9 protein-coding genes are annotated in these 17,043 nt (G+C 46.1%); 1 reads left to right on the top strand and 8 read right to left on the bottom strand.

Annotation, left to right across the window (positions count from 1 at the left end):
- Positions 1-3 precede the first annotated feature (3 nt).
- Together DWY57_RS01720 and DWY57_RS01725 are read right to left on the bottom strand one after the other, a co-directional pair.
- A complete protein-coding gene (locus DWY57_RS01720) occupies positions 4-3,294 on the bottom strand; it encodes a TonB-dependent receptor (protein ID WP_226791310.1) in 3,291 nt (1,096 codons plus the stop codon).
- Between the two features lie 256 nt (positions 3,295-3,550).
- The gene (locus tag DWY57_RS01725; RefSeq protein WP_117588973.1) at positions 3,551-4,471 is read right to left on the bottom strand and encodes a FecR family protein; all 921 of its coding nucleotides are present in this window, start codon (positions 4,469-4,471) and stop codon (positions 3,551-3,553) included.
- A gap of 218 nt (positions 4,472-4,689) precedes the next feature.
- Here DWY57_RS01725 and DWY57_RS01730 point away from each other — a divergent pair, with 218 nt between their 5' ends.
- Positions 4,690-5,244 carry an RNA polymerase sigma-70 factor gene (locus tag DWY57_RS01730; protein ID WP_117588972.1) on the top strand — a complete coding sequence of 185 codons (555 nt, stop codon included), beginning with the start codon at positions 4,690-4,692 and terminating at the stop codon, positions 5,242-5,244.
- A gap of 58 nt (positions 5,245-5,302) precedes the next feature.
- Here the strand turns inward: DWY57_RS01730 and DWY57_RS01735 are convergent, their stop codons facing one another.
- The 6 genes from DWY57_RS01735 to DWY57_RS01760 all read right to left on the bottom strand — a co-directional run bounded on the left by DWY57_RS01735 (position 5,303) and on the right by DWY57_RS01760 (position 16,958).
- Entirely contained in the window at positions 5,303-7,582 is a 2,280-nt protein-coding gene (locus DWY57_RS01735; protein ID WP_119961244.1) for a GH92 family glycosyl hydrolase, read from the bottom strand.
- Between the two features lie 167 nt (positions 7,583-7,749).
- A complete protein-coding gene (locus DWY57_RS01740) occupies positions 7,750-9,732 on the bottom strand; it encodes a DUF1735 domain-containing protein (RefSeq protein ID WP_117965952.1) in 1,983 nt (660 codons plus the stop codon).
- Positions 9,733-9,770: 38 nt separating this feature from the next.
- Positions 9,771-10,925 (bottom strand): DUF1735 and LamG domain-containing protein, encoded by a 1,155-nt coding sequence (locus tag DWY57_RS01745; RefSeq protein ID WP_117965949.1) that lies wholly within the window; start codon positions 10,923-10,925, stop codon positions 9,771-9,773.
- Positions 10,926-10,934: 9 nt separating this feature from the next.
- Positions 10,935-11,948 carry a glycoside hydrolase family 18 gene (locus DWY57_RS01750; protein WP_117965946.1) on the bottom strand — a complete coding sequence of 338 codons (1,014 nt, stop codon included), beginning with the start codon at positions 11,946-11,948 and terminating at the stop codon, positions 10,935-10,937.
- Positions 11,949-11,970: 22 nt separating this feature from the next.
- Positions 11,971-13,560, bottom strand: a complete 1,590-nt coding sequence (locus tag DWY57_RS01755; RefSeq protein ID WP_117965943.1) for a RagB/SusD family nutrient uptake outer membrane protein — start codon at positions 13,558-13,560, stop codon at positions 11,971-11,973.
- Between the two features lie 11 nt (positions 13,561-13,571).
- Positions 13,572-16,958 (bottom strand): TonB-dependent receptor, encoded by a 3,387-nt coding sequence (locus DWY57_RS01760; protein ID WP_117965940.1) that lies wholly within the window; start codon positions 16,956-16,958, stop codon positions 13,572-13,574.
- Positions 16,959-17,043: the final 85 nt, after the last annotated feature.

The following is a 17,043-nucleotide window of genomic DNA, read 5'->3' on the forward strand; positions in this document are numbered from 1 at the left end:
CTGTTATAATTTGAATTTAATACCAAAGCCAAAGCTACGCACACTTGGCTGCATAAAGTAATCGTTGCCTTGTCCGTAGGTGGCGGTAGAGGGAGTCAGTTCGGGGTCGAACGGAGCCTCGCAGTACAACATCCAGGGATTGTTGGCAATGAAGGAAACCGTCACGTCCTTCAGTACGTTGCCAAACCAGCGGTTGGGCATGGTGTAGCTGAGTGTCAACTCCTGCAAACGGATGTTGGTAGCGCTGTAGACATAGTAGCCGGAGGTCTCGTAACCTCCTGTACCAATCATCTGGTAGTAGGTCTTTGCATCTACCCTGCCCTGTCCCGGCAATAATGCACCGCCATTGTCACGTGCCTCGGCCGAACGCTTCGACACGCCGAAACGGTCGAGCAATGCTTCGGTAGAGGAGGTAACCACACCTCCGAAACGTCCGTTGAGCAGGAAGCTGAGTCCGAGTCCTTTGTACGACAAGGAGTTGTTCCATCCCATATTGAAGTCGGGGGAAGTCTTGCCCAAATAGACGGGCTTACCGCTATTATCCAGTTCAAACGTACCGTCACTCTTTATCTCTACATAACCCTGATGATCTTTCTTCAAGAAGGTATTGGCGTAAATGTCGTGAATGCTGCCACCTTTCCTCAAAATGATACGTCCGCCATCTTTCACAACTTCAGAAATCTGGATGGGATCGTCCAACAAATCAGTATGGTAACCATCCACCATTTCTTTAATTCTGTTGACGTTACGCGAAAATGTCAATGTGGAGGAGAATGCCAGTCCGTTCTTCAGCTTGTCATTGTAACCCAAAGAGGCTTCCCATCCGCGGTTCTCCACATTACCGGCCTGCAAGTAAATCTGCTTGTAACCGGTAAATTCAGGCAAGTTACCCAAGAAAGTCTGGTTCTTGGTATTGGAATGGTAGTAAGTGACTTCTGCACTCAACTTGTTCCACAAACGCAAACTTAAACCGAATTCATACGAACGGGTACGCTCTGCCTTGAAGTCGGTAAACGGATAGATATAGGTAGGCTTCACCGTACCGCCGTCAATGGGAGTTGTCACCGTACCGGGAGTCAGACCGGAACGGGAAATTGGAGCGCCCACTTCGGTAAAGGAACCACGTACCTTCAAGTAAGAAATGAACCGGGGCAAATCTACCATTTCGGAAATGATGGCCGACAAACCTACGGAAGGATAGAAGAAGGACTCTTCGTCGGTGTTCACCAGACGGGAGTTCCAGTCGTTACGTCCGGTCAGCGTCAAGTAAAGCATACTCTTCCAGCCTAATTCCACATTGGCAAAGACGGCATGGTTGCGCACGCGGCTATCACCGCCCTTTTCGGAGACACGTCCATTGGCCGGGTCGATGTTGACTGCCACGAATTTATTGGGTACCAGGCTCAATGTTCCTTTATATCCTCTCTCCAATAGCCAATAGTTAGAATAGCTCCAGCCCAAGTTAGCAGCAATGCTGAAGTCCCGGATATGCTTGTTGACATTCAGCATGAAGTCGGCGTATTCTTGGCGGTCGTTATAGTTGCTGTAGCCATAATGTCCTTTCTTTCCCTCGGCAAACTTCTGGTCGGAAGTGGCGTAAATCTTGCGTTCGAAGAGCACATGCGTATCGTCCATGCGGAAGCGTGCGGCGGCGTTCAGCCAGTCGGTAATCTTGTAGGTCAGCCCCACGTTGAACATGTAGCGGCTCTTCTCGTTGGTAGCCACATTGCGGTAGGCAGTCCAGTAAGGGTTCTGCGAAGCGTAGGTAGGTTCGGACACCGGCCAGTATTGTACGGGAAACTTACGGCTGTCATCATAACGTTCAAAAGTCTTGATGTCTTCAAAGTTTTCTCCCCGCGGGAAGAGGTAGGCAGCCATCACCGGATTCCAGTACTGTCCTTGCGACACCATGTTGCGGTCTTTCTGCTTCACATACGACGCGCCCAGGTCGAGTTGCAGTTTATCCTTGAAGAAGGTGGCAGTGTTGCGGATAGTGAAGTTCAGACGGTCGTAAGAGTTATTGGGCACAATACCGGCCGAGTTGGTGGATGATACGGACGCGAACGTCTGGTTCTGCTTGGTGCCCGTGGTCAATGTCAACGAGTTGATGAAGTTGGTTCCGGTATTGAAGAAGTCGTCCTTCGGATCGTAGGCAGAAGGGGTAGCCAGCTTTTCTCCCCAGCTTTCGTACATGTCCTTTTTATTGCCGTAGGTGCTCTGGAACTCCGGTGTCATGTAGGCTTTGCTAAACTCCGTGGAAGAAGAGAACTGGACGGAAAGTTTTCCTTCCTTGCCCTTTTTGGTAGTAATCAGAATCACCCCGTTGGCGGCGCTGCTACCGTACAAGGCGGCTGCCGAAGGGCCGCTCAACACGGAGAGGCTTTCGATGTCTTCGGGGTTGAAGTCAGCAATACCTTCCGTTCCGGCCTTGCCCTCACCCATGATACCGCTGTCCGTATTCCCCATATTGGTGTTGAACAAAGGGATACCGTCCACCACGTAGAGTGCATTGTTGTCGCCCTCGATGGACTTGGCTCCACGCATCACCACGCGGGTAGCTCCTCCCACGCCGCTAGCACTCTTGTTGATGCTTACACCGGCAATCTTTCCGCTCAGCGAGTTCACGAAGTTAGCATCCTTCACACGGACCAGCTCGTCTTGTTTCACCTGCTGCACGTTGTAGCTCAACGCTTTCTCGGCACGCTTGATACCCAGGGCAGTGACCACTACCTCGTTCAGCTTCTGCGAATCTTCTTCCAACAGCACATTCAGGATTCGATCGTCTATTATCTTGATTTCCTTAGTAGTATATCCCACATAAGAGATTTCGAGAACGTCCCCCTTGTTTACCGCCAAGTTGAACTTGCCGTCCAAATCAGTAATGGTACCGGCAATGGTATTCTTCACCTTCACGTTGACGCCAATCAGCGGTTCGCCGGTAGCATCCTTGACCACGCCGTCCACCTTGATTTTGGGTTCTTGTTGCTTTATCTGTTTCGTGGACAAGATTATCTGATTGTCTACCAATGTATAAGTGACATTTGTTCCACGAAACATGTCATCCAGGATCTCTGTTATCTTTCCCGACCGGCTGTTTACCGAAACAATGCGGTCTGCCTGAATCGTCTTGTTATTATAGAGGAACACATAGTCGGAGTTCTCCTCTATCTTATTCAATACATTTTCTATGGAAACACTCGACATAGAAAAGGAGCCTCGCGTCCGCTGGGCGTACCCGTTACTGGCAGGAAGCTGTAATACAACAGCAAAAAGTAGTATTAGACTTATCCTCATAGGTAAAGGAAGTTTTAATTTTAAGGTATATTTAAGGCATACTGCACTAAATGAATGATTATTTTTCATACATTTGCGGTTAACTAAAGTTTATTACTAAATGAACTAAGGTTTGATTCACGGCTTCTTGTCTGCTAAACCAAAATCCGTGAGTTTTTTAATGAGTAGGGAAGAAAGCTGTGGGGACAGTTTTCTTCCTTTTTTGTTTTTGCTCTTCTTATGCTATATCATAGGCTCTTTATGGTTTTAAGGGTTACTAATATAAGTTTACTATAATCCTAGCCTTCGTAAGGGTATCGTCTGCCTGCTGCGCAGCATCTTCCACCCTCCACTTCAAGGCTGCCGACTTTGCCAGATAATCCAAAATCTGCTGCAAGGTCTCTTTGTGGAAAGTCGCCCGGTACTTGTATTCCTTTCCCAACCTATTGTCAAACTCAATATCCACATTGAAATGCCTTGAAAGCCTTTTGAATATCTCTTCCAACGTCGCATTCCTGAAAATCAGCTTTCCGTCTTTCCAAGCCACCTTCTCGTAGACATCCACTTTATTTTTAATCCATTTCCGACTGTTCCGATTGTAAAGCAACTGCTCTCCGGGTAACAATTCCATTGTCTCCTGATTGGGGGTTACCACATTTACCTTACCTTTCTCCAACACCGTACCAATAAGTTCTTCATCCTCGTAGGCAGCCACGTTGAACTTCGTTCCGTATACATATACACTCAATCCATCCAGTGTGTTCACATAAAAAGGACGTTTCTTGTCGGCCTGCACTTCAAAATACGCTTCCCCTTTCAGTTCCACGCTCCGATTGTCTTTCCTGAAAACTATGGGATAACGCAAGGTACTTCCCGCATTGAGCCACGCCACCGAATGGTCAGGAAGCTCATAACGGATGACCGAACCTTTGGCAGCCGTGACTTCGGCGTAGCAGTCTACCGCTTCCGGTCCACTGAAATATAAGTAGCCCAACGTCAGCGAAATCATCAGCAAAGGTAACGTCAAGAATGCGGCATAGCGCATCAAGCTATCATACATCTGCCTACCCCGCTTTTTCCTTATCAACTGCTGTGTCCGTTCAAAAGCTTTGGCCACATCAATTGATTCCATTTCCCGGATATCATCTCCCAATGCTTGTGCTTTCCGAAACAATAAATCCGAATCTAATTTTTCCATAATCTCTAAACCTTATAACCTATTTATAATTGCAATTACATAGATAATACAATCGGGAAATCAAAAAGGGACAGCTAAAACAAAGTTTTTTCAATTGGGTCCTTAATAACAAAATACTACTTGCCTATTGCCACAGCTTTGTTCTTTTAAATTTCAAAAAGAACCTTTTATTTGACTTTCTTATTGTATATTTGCCTTCGAAATACTGTAGATATATTATGAAACTATCTCTTAATGAACAAAGCAAGAAACAAGTATTCAAGCAGCTCTACGAGGAGTACTATGCCCCCTTCTGCTTGTATGCCAAGCGTTTTGTTGACAATAAAGAGACTCGCGAAGACATTGTTTCCGAAGTATTCGCCTCCCTATGGAACAACATGGACAACTTCGAGATAGACCCGAAAACGATATTGGGTTACCTCAAGATGTGCGTGAGGAACAATTGCCTGAACTACCTGAAGCATCAGGAATATGAATGGAATTATGCGGAAGTCGTCAAAAAGAAAACCCCTGTCTACGAAACGGAACCGGACAGTGTATATACCTTAGACGAAATGTACCGGATGCTGTACGGTACCCTGAACAAGCTTCCCGAGAGCTACCGCATTGTCTTCATCGAGAGCTTCTTCAAGGGAAAAACGCATACAGAAATAGCGGAAGAGCTGAACCTTAGTGTGAAGTCAGTCAACCGCTATAAACAAAAAACATTGGAATTTCTGCGCAACGAGCTAAAAGAATACATGCCGTTGCTGCTGCTATTCATTTCCCGGTAGGACTCCACCTTATTAAAGGTATTGCTCATCAGGGAATCTTGTGAGCATAATAATCCATTTACTCTTCCGGCTTCAGCGGTTCGCTGCCCATAGTCAGTTCCAGTGTACCGCCGTCCACTATATCCTGATGCGTGAAGAATGGAGTCTCCAGCTTATTGCCGTTCAGCACAATGCTCTGCACATACTTGTTATCGCGGCTATTGTTGTGGGCTATCACCTTGAACGACTTGCCGTCTTTCAGATGAACGGTCACCTCGTTGAACAGCGGGCGTCCGATGGAATATACCGACTTGCCGGGGCATACCTGATAGAAGCCCATCGCATTCAGAATGTACCATGCAGACATCTGTCCGCAGTCTTCATTGCCCGAAAGTCCGTCGGGGTTGTTGAAGTAAAGCGTATGCAGCACCTCATCCACAATCTCCTGCGTACGCCAGGGCTGGCCTACGTAGTTGTAGAGATGGGCAATGTGATGGCTCGGCTCATTGCCGTGAGCATACTGGCCTATCAGACCGGAAATATCCACCGAAGTCGATTCACCTTCCAGCTTGGAATCGGCAGTGAACAGAGAATCCAACTTGCCGATGAAAGCGTCGCGTCCTCCCATCAGTTCTACCAATCCGTCTACATCGTGGGGAACGAACCAAGTCCACTGCCAGGCAGTGCCTTCGCAATAGTCATCGTTACGGTGATTGGATGCGCGGGGGTTGAAAGGCGTACGCCAGTTGCCCTCACTGTCCAGTCCACGCATGAAACGGGTACTCGGATCGAAATAAACTTTATATCCCTCGGCAAAGGCAGCATACTTGTCGCGGTTGACTTCGTCGTCCAAGGCACCTGCCAGTACAGAGATGCACCAGTCATCGTAAGCATACTCCAGCGCTTTTGCCACGGACTCATTGTCTTTGTCGCAAGGCACGTAGCCAATCTTGTTCTTCCAGTACTTGGCCTGCGGCATCAGATGCGGCACAACCAAAGGATGCGTGATAATGCCCGTCGTATCGTATTCTGCCGTACGGAGGCAAGCCTTATAGGCCTCCTGCACGTCGAAGTTACGGTATCCCTTTACATACGAATCCGCTATGAGGGAAGCTGCATGATAACCAATCATGGTACCCGTATAGTTTCCGGCCAGTTCCCACATAGGCAGGACGCCGCCCTCGCGGGACTTCTGGATGAGCGAACGGATGAAGGCCTCGTTCAGTTCTGGATCGATAATCGTCATCAGCGGATGATAGGCACGGAAAGTGTCCCATAAAGAGAAAATGGTGTAGACAGGCTCGTCCACCCTGCCTTGATGGGGCTTCAAGTCCATACCAAAGTAACGTCCGTCGGCATCGGTAAATAAGTTGGGCTGCATGCCCGTGTGGTAAAGTGCCGTGTAGAACATGGTACGCTGGTCGTTGTCCTTCGTATCGATGTCAATCTTGGAGAGATAAGTGTTCCACTGCTGGCGGGCAGCACGGCGCACACCGTCAAAATCCCATCCGGAGATTTCGGCTTCCACATTCTTGCGGGCACCGTCCATATCCACGGCAGACACACCTACCTTTACCAATACCTCCTCATTGGGCTCCGTCTGGAATTGCAGTAAAGCTTTAGCTGTAGGCAGAAGCGGACCGCCTTCGTCCAATGCCATGGAGTCCGTGACCAGCGTATAGGTAAATGGTTTGGAGAACTTGGCGTAGAAGTTGATATACTGGTCGAAAGCCCAATATACAGTCTTCTTGCGTCCACGGATTTCAGTATCGCTGATTACTTCCAGCTCCATCTGTTCATTCTTCTGGCGCTGAATGCTATAATCCAAGTCGAGGATAAAGCCTGCATCTTCCGCTTTCGGGAAGGTATAGCGATGAATCGCCGCACGTTTGGTAGAGGTCAGTTCGGCTTTCACCCCGTAGCGGTCCAAAAATACGGAATAATATCCCGGTTCGGCTGTTTCATTCTCGTGGGAAAAGGCAGAGGCGTACGCCATCTGCTGGCTCTTCGAGCCCATAGAGTGGTAATCCTGCCGCCCTACAGTGGGCATCAGCAACACATCCCCGTAATCGGCACAACCCGTACCGCTGACGTGAGTATGTGAAAATCCGTTGATAGTAGTATCTGCATAGTAATATCCGGAGCAGGCATCCCACTCGTAGATACGCGTGTCGGGGCTGGGCTGAATCATTCCGTTGGGAACTACCGCTCCGGGATAGGTATGCCCATGTCCGCCCGTACCGATGAACGGATTGACGTAAGACGCATAGTCCGGTGCCGTCTGGGTACAGCTGCAAACCGCCCCCAGCAGAAAAAGTCCGCCCAACAGTATGGAACTAGATTTCATGTTTTTCTTCATATTGTTTATTGTATAAGTAAGTGTATAGCTTCATAATAGAATCTTGTTATATGAGAATGCTTGAGGAGGGCCGCCCCATTACTTTGAGCAAAGCCCTCCTTTGTTTCATGTATGAAAAGGTTCAAGCATCCATTTTTCCGAAACCTCAGTTTACGGAAAACATGGCATCAGCGTACCTTCTTCATCGTATAGTTCTCACTCACGAAGTAAGGAACATCGGGGAAGATGTCGTTCTCAATCTCACCGCCTACATACTTATAAGGGTTGATAGCCCATCTGTTGCCCAAACCATAGATACGCATATCACCGTTAGGAGCAATATCGCCATCCATGGAATAATTATCATACTTAGGATATGCTTTCCACTGGAAGGCATTACTATAAGTACCGAAATGCATCTTGTAGGTAGCAGGGTCTTCAGCATCGCCCTCATGAATGGTTTGCGGATAGATGAGCAGTGCACCGTTATAGTAATCGCAATGCATCGGATACTTACCGGTAATTTCGGGGAAAGTACCCCAGTTGTAAACTACATATCCGGTACCTTCTTCATCTTTCTCTATAATTACATTCTTCTCAAAATCCTGACTGCCTTTCCAATCCCACCAGCGAGGATTGCCTTCTTCATCCACATAGGTAAAGAGGGAGTTACTGGAAGTTACTTTCCATTCACCGACCAAATCTTCATAGCCCATCATCTTTCCTTGATAAGCTTCACCAGTACGGTTCCAGTACTTACCGCTCCACTCCACTTCATCATCAAAAAGTACTTTACTTATTTCCGAAAGCAGCGTATAATACTGATACATCAGCGGTTTGGGATTGTAGAACATCTGAATGCCATAACCTTCATCTTTCACTTTTTGGAATTTGCTCTTGTCAAATCCATTCCAACCTCCGTTCAACTCATCATTAATCTTCCAAGGCAGCGGAGCATACTTGGATTTGGGCAGGTTCTCAAAATGAGACGCTTCACGGCCAAAAGCTCCATTAGGATTCTGATTCTGGTAATAACCATAGGTCATATAGTCCACAATATCACCAACTTTCACACCTTCTACCTCGCCATCGGGAGAATCAAGCGAACCATATTCATACACACCGATCAGTTTATCTCCAAATACCTGGCGGCACTCATAAACCAAACGTGCGAAGTTGGCACGTGAACGTTTTTCGAAGCCGGGACTGGGGTTGGAGTTGTTGTAACTGGTGTACTCATCATCAAAGTCAATGCCATCCAAACCATAGATATCCAAATAAGCCTTCAGTTCCTTGGCAAAGTCTTTGGCGGCAGCTTCAGAAAGGTTACCCATACCGGCCTCATCATGGTTGCCAAGAATAGTCATAGCCACCTTAATGCCCTTAGCCTGCAAAGGACGGATGAACTTATCCGCATTTCTCAGCAAGAAAGAAACCTGGTCATTGCAAAAAACATGTACGCGACCGGTCTTGCTATCCACATTGATATTGGCAGCAAAAATGCTGACTACATCAAAGAAAGGCTTTCCGTCGCTCTTCATGGTATATTCACCCATATTCAAGATGTTCTCGTCATTTACTTCCACAAAGCAATGTGTAAGTATATCACCCTTACTGATACTCTCAGGAATAGCAGCCAAAGGCTTTACCAAGTAAATATATTCCTGATTGTTTGTAGAAACTTCCACACCGTTATTGGCAGATGCAGAAACGGCAACAGCATAAGTTTGTCCGATTGTGCCTCCTGCATTGATATTCAGTTCCACAGAAGCCGACTTCTGTTCGCCCGCCTTGATAATGACAGTTCCACCGTTCGCCAGACTCAACTTATCGGCGGGATACATTTTATAGCTTGTTCCATTCTTCTTATTATAAGCTTCCAAAACGTCTTCGTCCACTTTGAAGGTCACCGTAACATCCTGCTCTGCAGCTTTGCTCAGTTCAAAATAGAGATGTCCGGTAGCAACCTTGTCGCCAAAAACGGAAATCGGAGTAAGTTCACGTGCACCAGCGGCAGACTTTACATAACCATACACGCCATCCACAGTATCCAGCTTGTCGCTGTTGCCGGTGTTGATGACAACATCATCTTCACAACCGGTAAAGCATATTCCTGCACATGCAAAAGCCATTGCCAGCAAGCCTGATTTTACATGATTCATATATTTCATAATCAATATCTTTTTATTTGAATTAAGGTATAACTAAATTATTTGGCGGGCAGTTCCACAGCAGTCCAAGTCAATGGTTCAACTGCAGTAGCATTGTTCTCATTTCCGCTATAGTCATGAATGGCAGTACCGGCACCTTCATCGAACTTCCAGTAAGAAACCAGTCCGTCAGCATCCGGATCTACCTGGTAGAAGTGGTCCTTTGCATTGATTTCTGCTGATGTCAACACCTTGTTCCAGATACGTACCTCTGAGATGTTACCTTCCAACCAGCGGTCACGATTGTATGAATGACCAATCCAGAATCCGTTACCTTCATCAGTCATAGTCTGCCCCCAGTTCACAGCACCGCAGTCCAAAGTAGTCTCCAACATATTCTTACCATTGATGTAAACTATAACAGTTTTTGCATCCGCATCGTAGGTCACAGCTATATGTGTCCATTCATTTGTCGGAATAGCCAGACTCTCATCAGTCACATTGCCACTGCTTGTAGCCACCTGCAATTGGTTCTGAGGAATTCCGGCATCACCGATACGGAGCAGGAACTTGCCTTCGATACCCATAATGGAAGTCAGCATCTTGTCGAACTTGCTTACGCGAATCAACGCTTCTGCCGTCAGTTTATTCATATTATTGGCTACATCCGGATTGGTCCAAGTTACGTAAACCAGATTCTTGGTAATATCAGGAACCGTATTAATCAATGCAGCACCCTTCAGCACGTAGTACATAGTACCGGAGCTCTTCAAGACTCCGATACTTGCCTGGTCTACCGTAACCGGCAATACATATACCTTCTCACGGTCCAGTTCCGTCAAGTTCTTGAAGCTGACAGTGATGTCATCTGAAATGACAGCACCGGCCAAAATGGTAGCCTGCGGAGTTTCTACCGTATAATAATTTTCCGGCAGCGCCTCGGCTGTGTCATAATAGGTGGCGTTATAAGTAGCTACCAAGGAAGGGTCCGCCTTCAAGGAAATAGTTATGTCCCGTGATTCAGGGCGAGCCATTGAAATCCGGAATGAACCTTCCGTATCGGAAACTGTGTTTTTCAACAACACAGTGCTGGTCATCGCCGAGCTGTTGATATACACCTGATTATCGAAATTCTCAACGTCATTATCATTACAAGCAGCAAATACACCTGCCAATAATGCCATCGATACTAAATATATACTTTTCAGTTTCATGATATTCTTTTATTTTTTAGGAGCAGGATTCATAATATTGATAGCTTCTCTCACGTATTGGTAGGTATTGGTTGCATTGTAGTAATCATTCTGCATGTTCTCAATAGCCAAACCAGCTTTTATAAACTCAGCAGACGGCTCTGTCACCCAATAAGCGGCTTCCGACAGAGCTCTCAAAGCATTGTAATATCCGGTAGTCTTATCAGTTGTATCCAGAGAGATGGTAGATGCCGATACAATGAAGCGGTCAGCCGGAACACCGTCTGCCATCAAGGCCTGAAGCGCTTCTATCCCCAGTTGGGCAACATCCGTGACATCATTTGTAATCAAGATGATATGGTCACAAGAAGACAGTACAGACTGACCTATCAGGTTGGCAGGATACCCCTGGAACACCAGCTTCTTACCCGAATTGGCGCTCTTCCAGTTGGCTATCACACTGAAAAAGGTATCTTGATTTGCCTTTGCTTCAGCCTTGTCAGCTTCGGACATGTAGATAGGATTGCTGCCGCGATATTCAGCAACAATGCCGTCGAAAGGAGCTTCCAGAGCAATCAATCTGTTCAACTCAGCAGAAAGATAAGCCGAGAATGTGGACGTTTCCGTTCCTTCCTTCACCTTGTCGGTATGTTCCTTCAAGATATTGTCATAACTGATAGAGTAGAATACTTTTGTTCCTTTCTCGTGTACACTTACAATGTCTTTCAGTTCGAATTCCACTAAATCGGGAGTAGTCACAATAATTACGTCCAGACTGTCAGGCACATCTGACATGTGTTGCCCACGACTGAAAGGAACTTTCTCACTATTATCAAACCAGCCGTACACAATCTTATGGTCAGAATTCTTATATTCCTGCAAGTTCTTCAGATACTTGGCATACAATTCGGGAGACTGTTCGTCGATTCCGGGTTCTGCCAAATTGATGCTTTCTGTATCTGTCCAGTCGGAGCAGGCAGACAATGCCAATACGGAAAAAGCTGCCAGCGCAATTCCTTTAAATGATTTCTTATATAATTTCATAATTATTCAGCATTTATTGTTATTATTTACGTGCCCACCATACATCAGTAGCCATGTTGTCCGGTCCACCCAGATAATTGCTTACTGCATCCTGCACGTTTTCAGTATTATTTGTATATTCTTCAGAAGGATAAGGCATGCGACGTGCACCTTTCTCGCTGTCAACAATTCCATTACTCTTATTGCCTTCGCTGGTTGCAGGCAACAGTTTGGGATAACCCGTACGACGGTAATCAGCCCAAGCCTCGTTGCCTAACGGCCAGTTAGCAATCCATTTCTGAGTAATGATACGCTCCTGCTTTTCCTCTTTGGATGCTCCCTCATTCCATTTGATGGTAATGTTTGAAAGGTTCTTTTCATACGTATTAAGACCAGCAGGATCCTTATAAAGGGCAGGGACACTGCTTTCATCAGCCAGATAACTATCTACCCCCGTAGCTCCCCATTGTTCAAAAGAAAGGCGGACACCTTGTTCATAAAAATCAGCCGCAGTTCCTTTCATGCTGAAACCATAGACTGCAGTAGCTTCAGCGCGCAAGAAGGCAACTTCCGCTGCATTCATCCAAAGCACAGGGTCTGAAGAGGAAATCTTCACCCGTGAATAATTTATGAAAGATTCCCTCGCTTTGCTGAGATCGATACCACGGCGTAATCCTACATAAGACTCTCCCTCCCATTTGGATTCTTCAAAATAGCTGGCGCGGCGATTGTCATTGTAACCGTTCATGTAACAGATGATGTCAGCAGCAGGATGGGTATCACCGCCTGATGCTTCTTCATTATAACGCACTGCCATAAACAGCGGGTTGCTGATTGTTCCGAAATACTTCCATGTAGCATTGTCTGCATTTGTTTCAATCAAGCCCAGTTCATGATTCACTGCGCTTTCAGCCATCTCTTTGGCCTTGGCAGGACTTACATTGGCAATGCGGATAGCCAGACGCAACTTCAACGAGTTGGCAAATTTCACCCATTTCTGTACATTACCGCTGTATACGAAGTCTGCAGAAGCGACCAACGCCGCGTTTCTGTTCTCGGTCAGCACCTCAATGGACTCGTCCAGTTCCTTGAAGAATGCATTGTAGACTTCTTCCTGCGTATCATAAGGAATAGTTATCTTGCCATCCTGACCAATCTTGGAATAAGGGATGGGACCGTATGTATCAGTCACGCGGCTCATGGCAGCAACCTTTATGATTTGTGCAATAGCATAGGGAACCGGATTGTTGGTATTCTCCGATACTTGTTTCACTGTGCTCAAGTTAGCATATAATGTCGAGATGATACGGTCACTCATCAAGAATACGCGTGTCCAGTCATTCGTAGCATTAAAATTGGATATTGTATTGGACCAGCCGGCATTTGAATCGGCAAAATAACCTCCCAACGGTCCGCCCAACAAACAATCGGTAAATTGTGCCGTATTGACGTCTGACGAAATAACCGTACTTGCCAAGTTACTCATGGCAGAACCCAGTGCATAATCATCGGGAGTCAAATCGCCCGGTTGATAAGGATTGGAATTGATATCCATATAATTGCCGGTGCAGGACATAAAGCCCATAACCAATGGAGCAATAATCAATTTATTTATTATATTTCTCTTTTTCATATCGTTTGGTATTAAAATTTAAAGCTCAAGCTAAAGCCGATGTTACGCAAAGCCGGCATCATGAAATAGTCGATTCCCTGATAGAAGTTATCGGTAGAAGCCACACTTTCTGGATCGAAAGGAGCCTTGCTGTAAATCATCCATAAGTTGCGGCCTACCAACGAAACCTTGATATCACACACATCGTTCAACAACTTTTTGGGAATAGTGTAACCCAAGGAAACTTCCTGCAGGCGAACGTTGGTAGCAGAGTAAGTATAGTATTGGGGAACAGCTGTACCACTACCGACTACACCATACCATGTTTCGGGATTTACCTTGTCCTTGCCATTCACCAATACGTAACCTAAATCACGTGCATCCGCAGAAGCCTCAGACACACCATAGTAATCCAACATGGCTTGTGTACGTGAGTAGACCACACCACCCAAACGGGCTGAAATCAAAAAGCCTGCTGTGAAATTCTTCCAGATGAAGTTGTTACGCCAAGCCAAATTCCCCTTAGGAAGTACACTTCCCAATTTGATGTATTTGTCAGGATCGGTAATGGTTTCCGTAGCAACTGCTCCGTTCTGGTCTACAAAAATCTGTCCATTGGCATCACGCTTCATATCTCTCAGAGAGTAAAGGTCCCCCATGCTTCCTCCCTCTTTCAGCAAGAAGCGGGCATCACCTAAACCACCCATATTCAACGTGCTCAAAGAGAACAACTCACCGGTAACGGGGTTGATGGCTTTGTCTGCCAGTGTCAAAATCTTATTCTTGTTGCTGGAAAAAGTTATACCAGTATCCCATGTAAAGTCCTTCCAAGTATTCTTATAGTTCAGTGACAACTCAATACCGGAGTTACGTACGGCACCGGTCTGGATATACAAAGCCGACCAACCGCTGACAGGCAACTGCGGATTGAATGTCTGATTCATAGTCTTGGCATTGTAATATGTCACATCCAATTCAAAATTTTTGAGGAAACGCATGTTCAAACCGATTTCCCAAGAATTGGTACGCTCAGGCTTCAGATTATACAACGGATATTGAGTCGTGATACTCCATTGACCGGAACTTGAATTCCATTCGTAGTGAGGATTAGCCAAGTATCTGGAGAAAGCACTACCAACAGATGCCCATGAACCACGAACCTTTATAAAAGAAAGATAATCTTTGTTCAAGTTAGGCATCAGTTCAGACAGTACAACAGAACCACCGACTGAAGGATAAAAGAATGATTTACTGTTGGAGTTGGGACCTGCCAACTGTGAAGGCCAGTCGTTACGTCCGGTCAGCGTCAAGAAGTAAGTATTCTTGTAACCAAGCTCAGCCGAAGCGAAGAGAGACTGAGTCTGTTCACGCCATCCCTCCTGCAAGCGCTGTGTCTTGCTGGCACTCAGGTTCTGGATAGCAAAGTAGTTGGTTAGACCTACCGGTTCACCACCGAAAGCATCACCACCGTCAGCAATCGGACCACGTGTTTTCATTGCATCCGAACGTATATCGGAGAATGAACCACCGACGTTGGCCTGGAGTGACCAGTCTTCACCGAAATATTTGTTGATACTCACCAGGAAGTCAGCATACAACTGTTTGTCCTGCGTCTTAGTAATACCATAAAGACCTCGTGAAGAACTCTCGGTGAGCTGAGTATTGGTAGAAGCATAAAACTTTTCTGTATAGTCATTATTGGAGTTATCCAAACGTACACGTCCTGAAACAGTCAGCCAGTCCAGAATCTTATAGCTCAAACCGGCATTCAGCATATAGCGATCCTTCTTGTTCTGGCGCAAATTGCGGTAGTTAATCCAATAAGGATTCTGCATTACCATACCTTCGTCCCCTACCGGCCAATATTGCGTATAAATCTTACGGGCAGCGTCATAGCGCTCATACATGCTGATATCCGACCAGTCGTTGCTGCGCGGGAACAAATAAGCACCCACCAACGGGTTATTGTAGGTACCCTGGTTCGTCATGTTCTGGTCATTCTGCAGAATATAGCTTGCACCGAAGTCCAAAGTCATCTTGTCGTCCAAGAAAGTAGTGGTATTACGTACCGTGAAGTTGTAACGGTTGTATTTGTTGTTGGGAACAATACCCTTAGAGTTTACGGCAGCAGCCGATGCATACGTCTGGTTTTTTTCTGTACCAGTTGACAAAGAGATGCTTTCCGTCCCTACAATACCCGTCTGGAAATAATCATCTTTCGGACTGTAATTGTAATTATTGGCTGCAGACAAAGGAGCTCCCCAGCTCATGGCTCCTGAAGTGCTCATCACACCACCGGTTCCCGTACCATACCGGTTTTGGAAGCTCGGCATCACAAACGGATTGGTGAATTCAGTATTGCTGCTGACAGTAAGACTCACCTTACCTTCTTTACCTTTCTTTGTAGTGATGACAATGGCACCGTTGGCAGCTTCCGAACCGTACAAGGCAGCAGCGGCGGCGCCAGTCAAGACCGACATTGACTCGATGTCTTCCGGGTTGATGTCAGCAATCGGTTCTGAAGATCCCTGGGAGTCGAACTCCTTACCTCCGGCAGTACCACGGCCAGAGAAAATAGGCACACCGTCAATTACATAAAGTGCATTGGAAGACTGCATGATGGATTTCGTACCACGCATCACTACCTTTGACACGCCACCCACACCGGATGAAGAAGCATTGATATTCACACCTGCTACTTTACCACTCAATGAGTTCACAAAGTTGGCGTCTTTATTGGAAGTAATGGCATCTGTATTCACCTGCTGTACATTGTAGGACAATGCCTTTTCCGAACGCTTGATACCTAGGGCAGTAACCACAACTTCTTCAAGCTGTTGGGTATCTCCGGCCATCATCACATTAATCGGTGCATTACCTTTCACGGGAATTTCCTGAGTAGTATAACCGATATAAGAGAATACGATCACCGGATTCGCTTCCGTAGTGGTCAACGTAAAGTTACCGTCGAGGTCGGTAATGCACCCGTTGCTGGTACCTTTTATCAATACATTCACACCAATCAGAGGTCCCATGTCATCTGACACGACTCCGGTAATCGTCCGTTCTTTCCCTTGTTGGTTGCCCTCTTGAGGAGCAGCAGACTTTTCAGAAAGATAAACGATGTTATCCTCCACTTTATAGGAAATGTCTTTCCCTTTGAGAATAACATTCAAAGCATCTTCTATAGACGCATTGTTCACTTTGACGTTTTCTACCGGCAACGCAGCCAGTTTGTCGTCATAAAAAAATTGATACTTGGATTGAGACTTGATTTGTTCAATGACTGTCCTCAATGTGCCGCGAGACACATTCAGGTTTAATTGGGCAAAGCCCCACTGGATAGAAACTGCCATGAACAACAAAACTAATAAAGCCCGCATGAACGTCGAACTCCGAAAAGCATAATTGTCTTTCATAAACACAATTTATAGGTTATACAATAAATTACTTCGAGAGATTCATTCTCTCGCATTCCTATATAAAACAACAGACAATGAAAAT

The sequence above is a fragment of the Bacteroides sp. AF25-5LB genome (assembly GCF_003602965.1).
Lineage (GTDB): Bacteria > Bacteroidota > Bacteroidia > Bacteroidales > Bacteroidaceae > Bacteroides > Bacteroides uniformis.

Excerpts from the sequence above, each read along its gene's own strand:
- DWY57_RS01720 (WP_226791310.1), bottom strand. The coding sequence starts at position 3,294 with ATGAGGATAAGTCTAATACTACTTTTTGCTGTTGTATTACAGCTTCCT.
- DWY57_RS01725 (WP_117588973.1), bottom strand. The coding sequence starts at position 4,471 with ATGGAAAAATTAGATTCGGATTTATTGTTTCGGAAAGCACAAGCATTG.
- DWY57_RS01730 (WP_117588972.1), top strand. The coding sequence starts at position 4,690 with ATGAAACTATCTCTTAATGAACAAAGCAAGAAACAAGTATTCAAGCAG.
- DWY57_RS01735 (WP_119961244.1), bottom strand. The coding sequence starts at position 7,582 with ATGAAGAAAAACATGAAATCTAGTTCCATACTGTTGGGCGGACTTTTT.
- DWY57_RS01740 (WP_117965952.1), bottom strand. The coding sequence starts at position 9,732 with ATGAAATATATGAATCATGTAAAATCAGGCTTGCTGGCAATGGCTTTT.
- DWY57_RS01745 (WP_117965949.1), bottom strand. The coding sequence starts at position 10,925 with ATGAAACTGAAAAGTATATATTTAGTATCGATGGCATTATTGGCAGGT.
- DWY57_RS01750 (WP_117965946.1), bottom strand. The coding sequence starts at position 11,948 with ATGAAATTATATAAGAAATCATTTAAAGGAATTGCGCTGGCAGCTTTT.
- DWY57_RS01755 (WP_117965943.1), bottom strand. The coding sequence starts at position 13,560 with ATGAAAAAGAGAAATATAATAAATAAATTGATTATTGCTCCATTGGTT.
- DWY57_RS01760 (WP_117965940.1), bottom strand. The coding sequence starts at position 16,958 with ATGAAAGACAATTATGCTTTTCGGAGTTCGACGTTCATGCGGGCTTTA.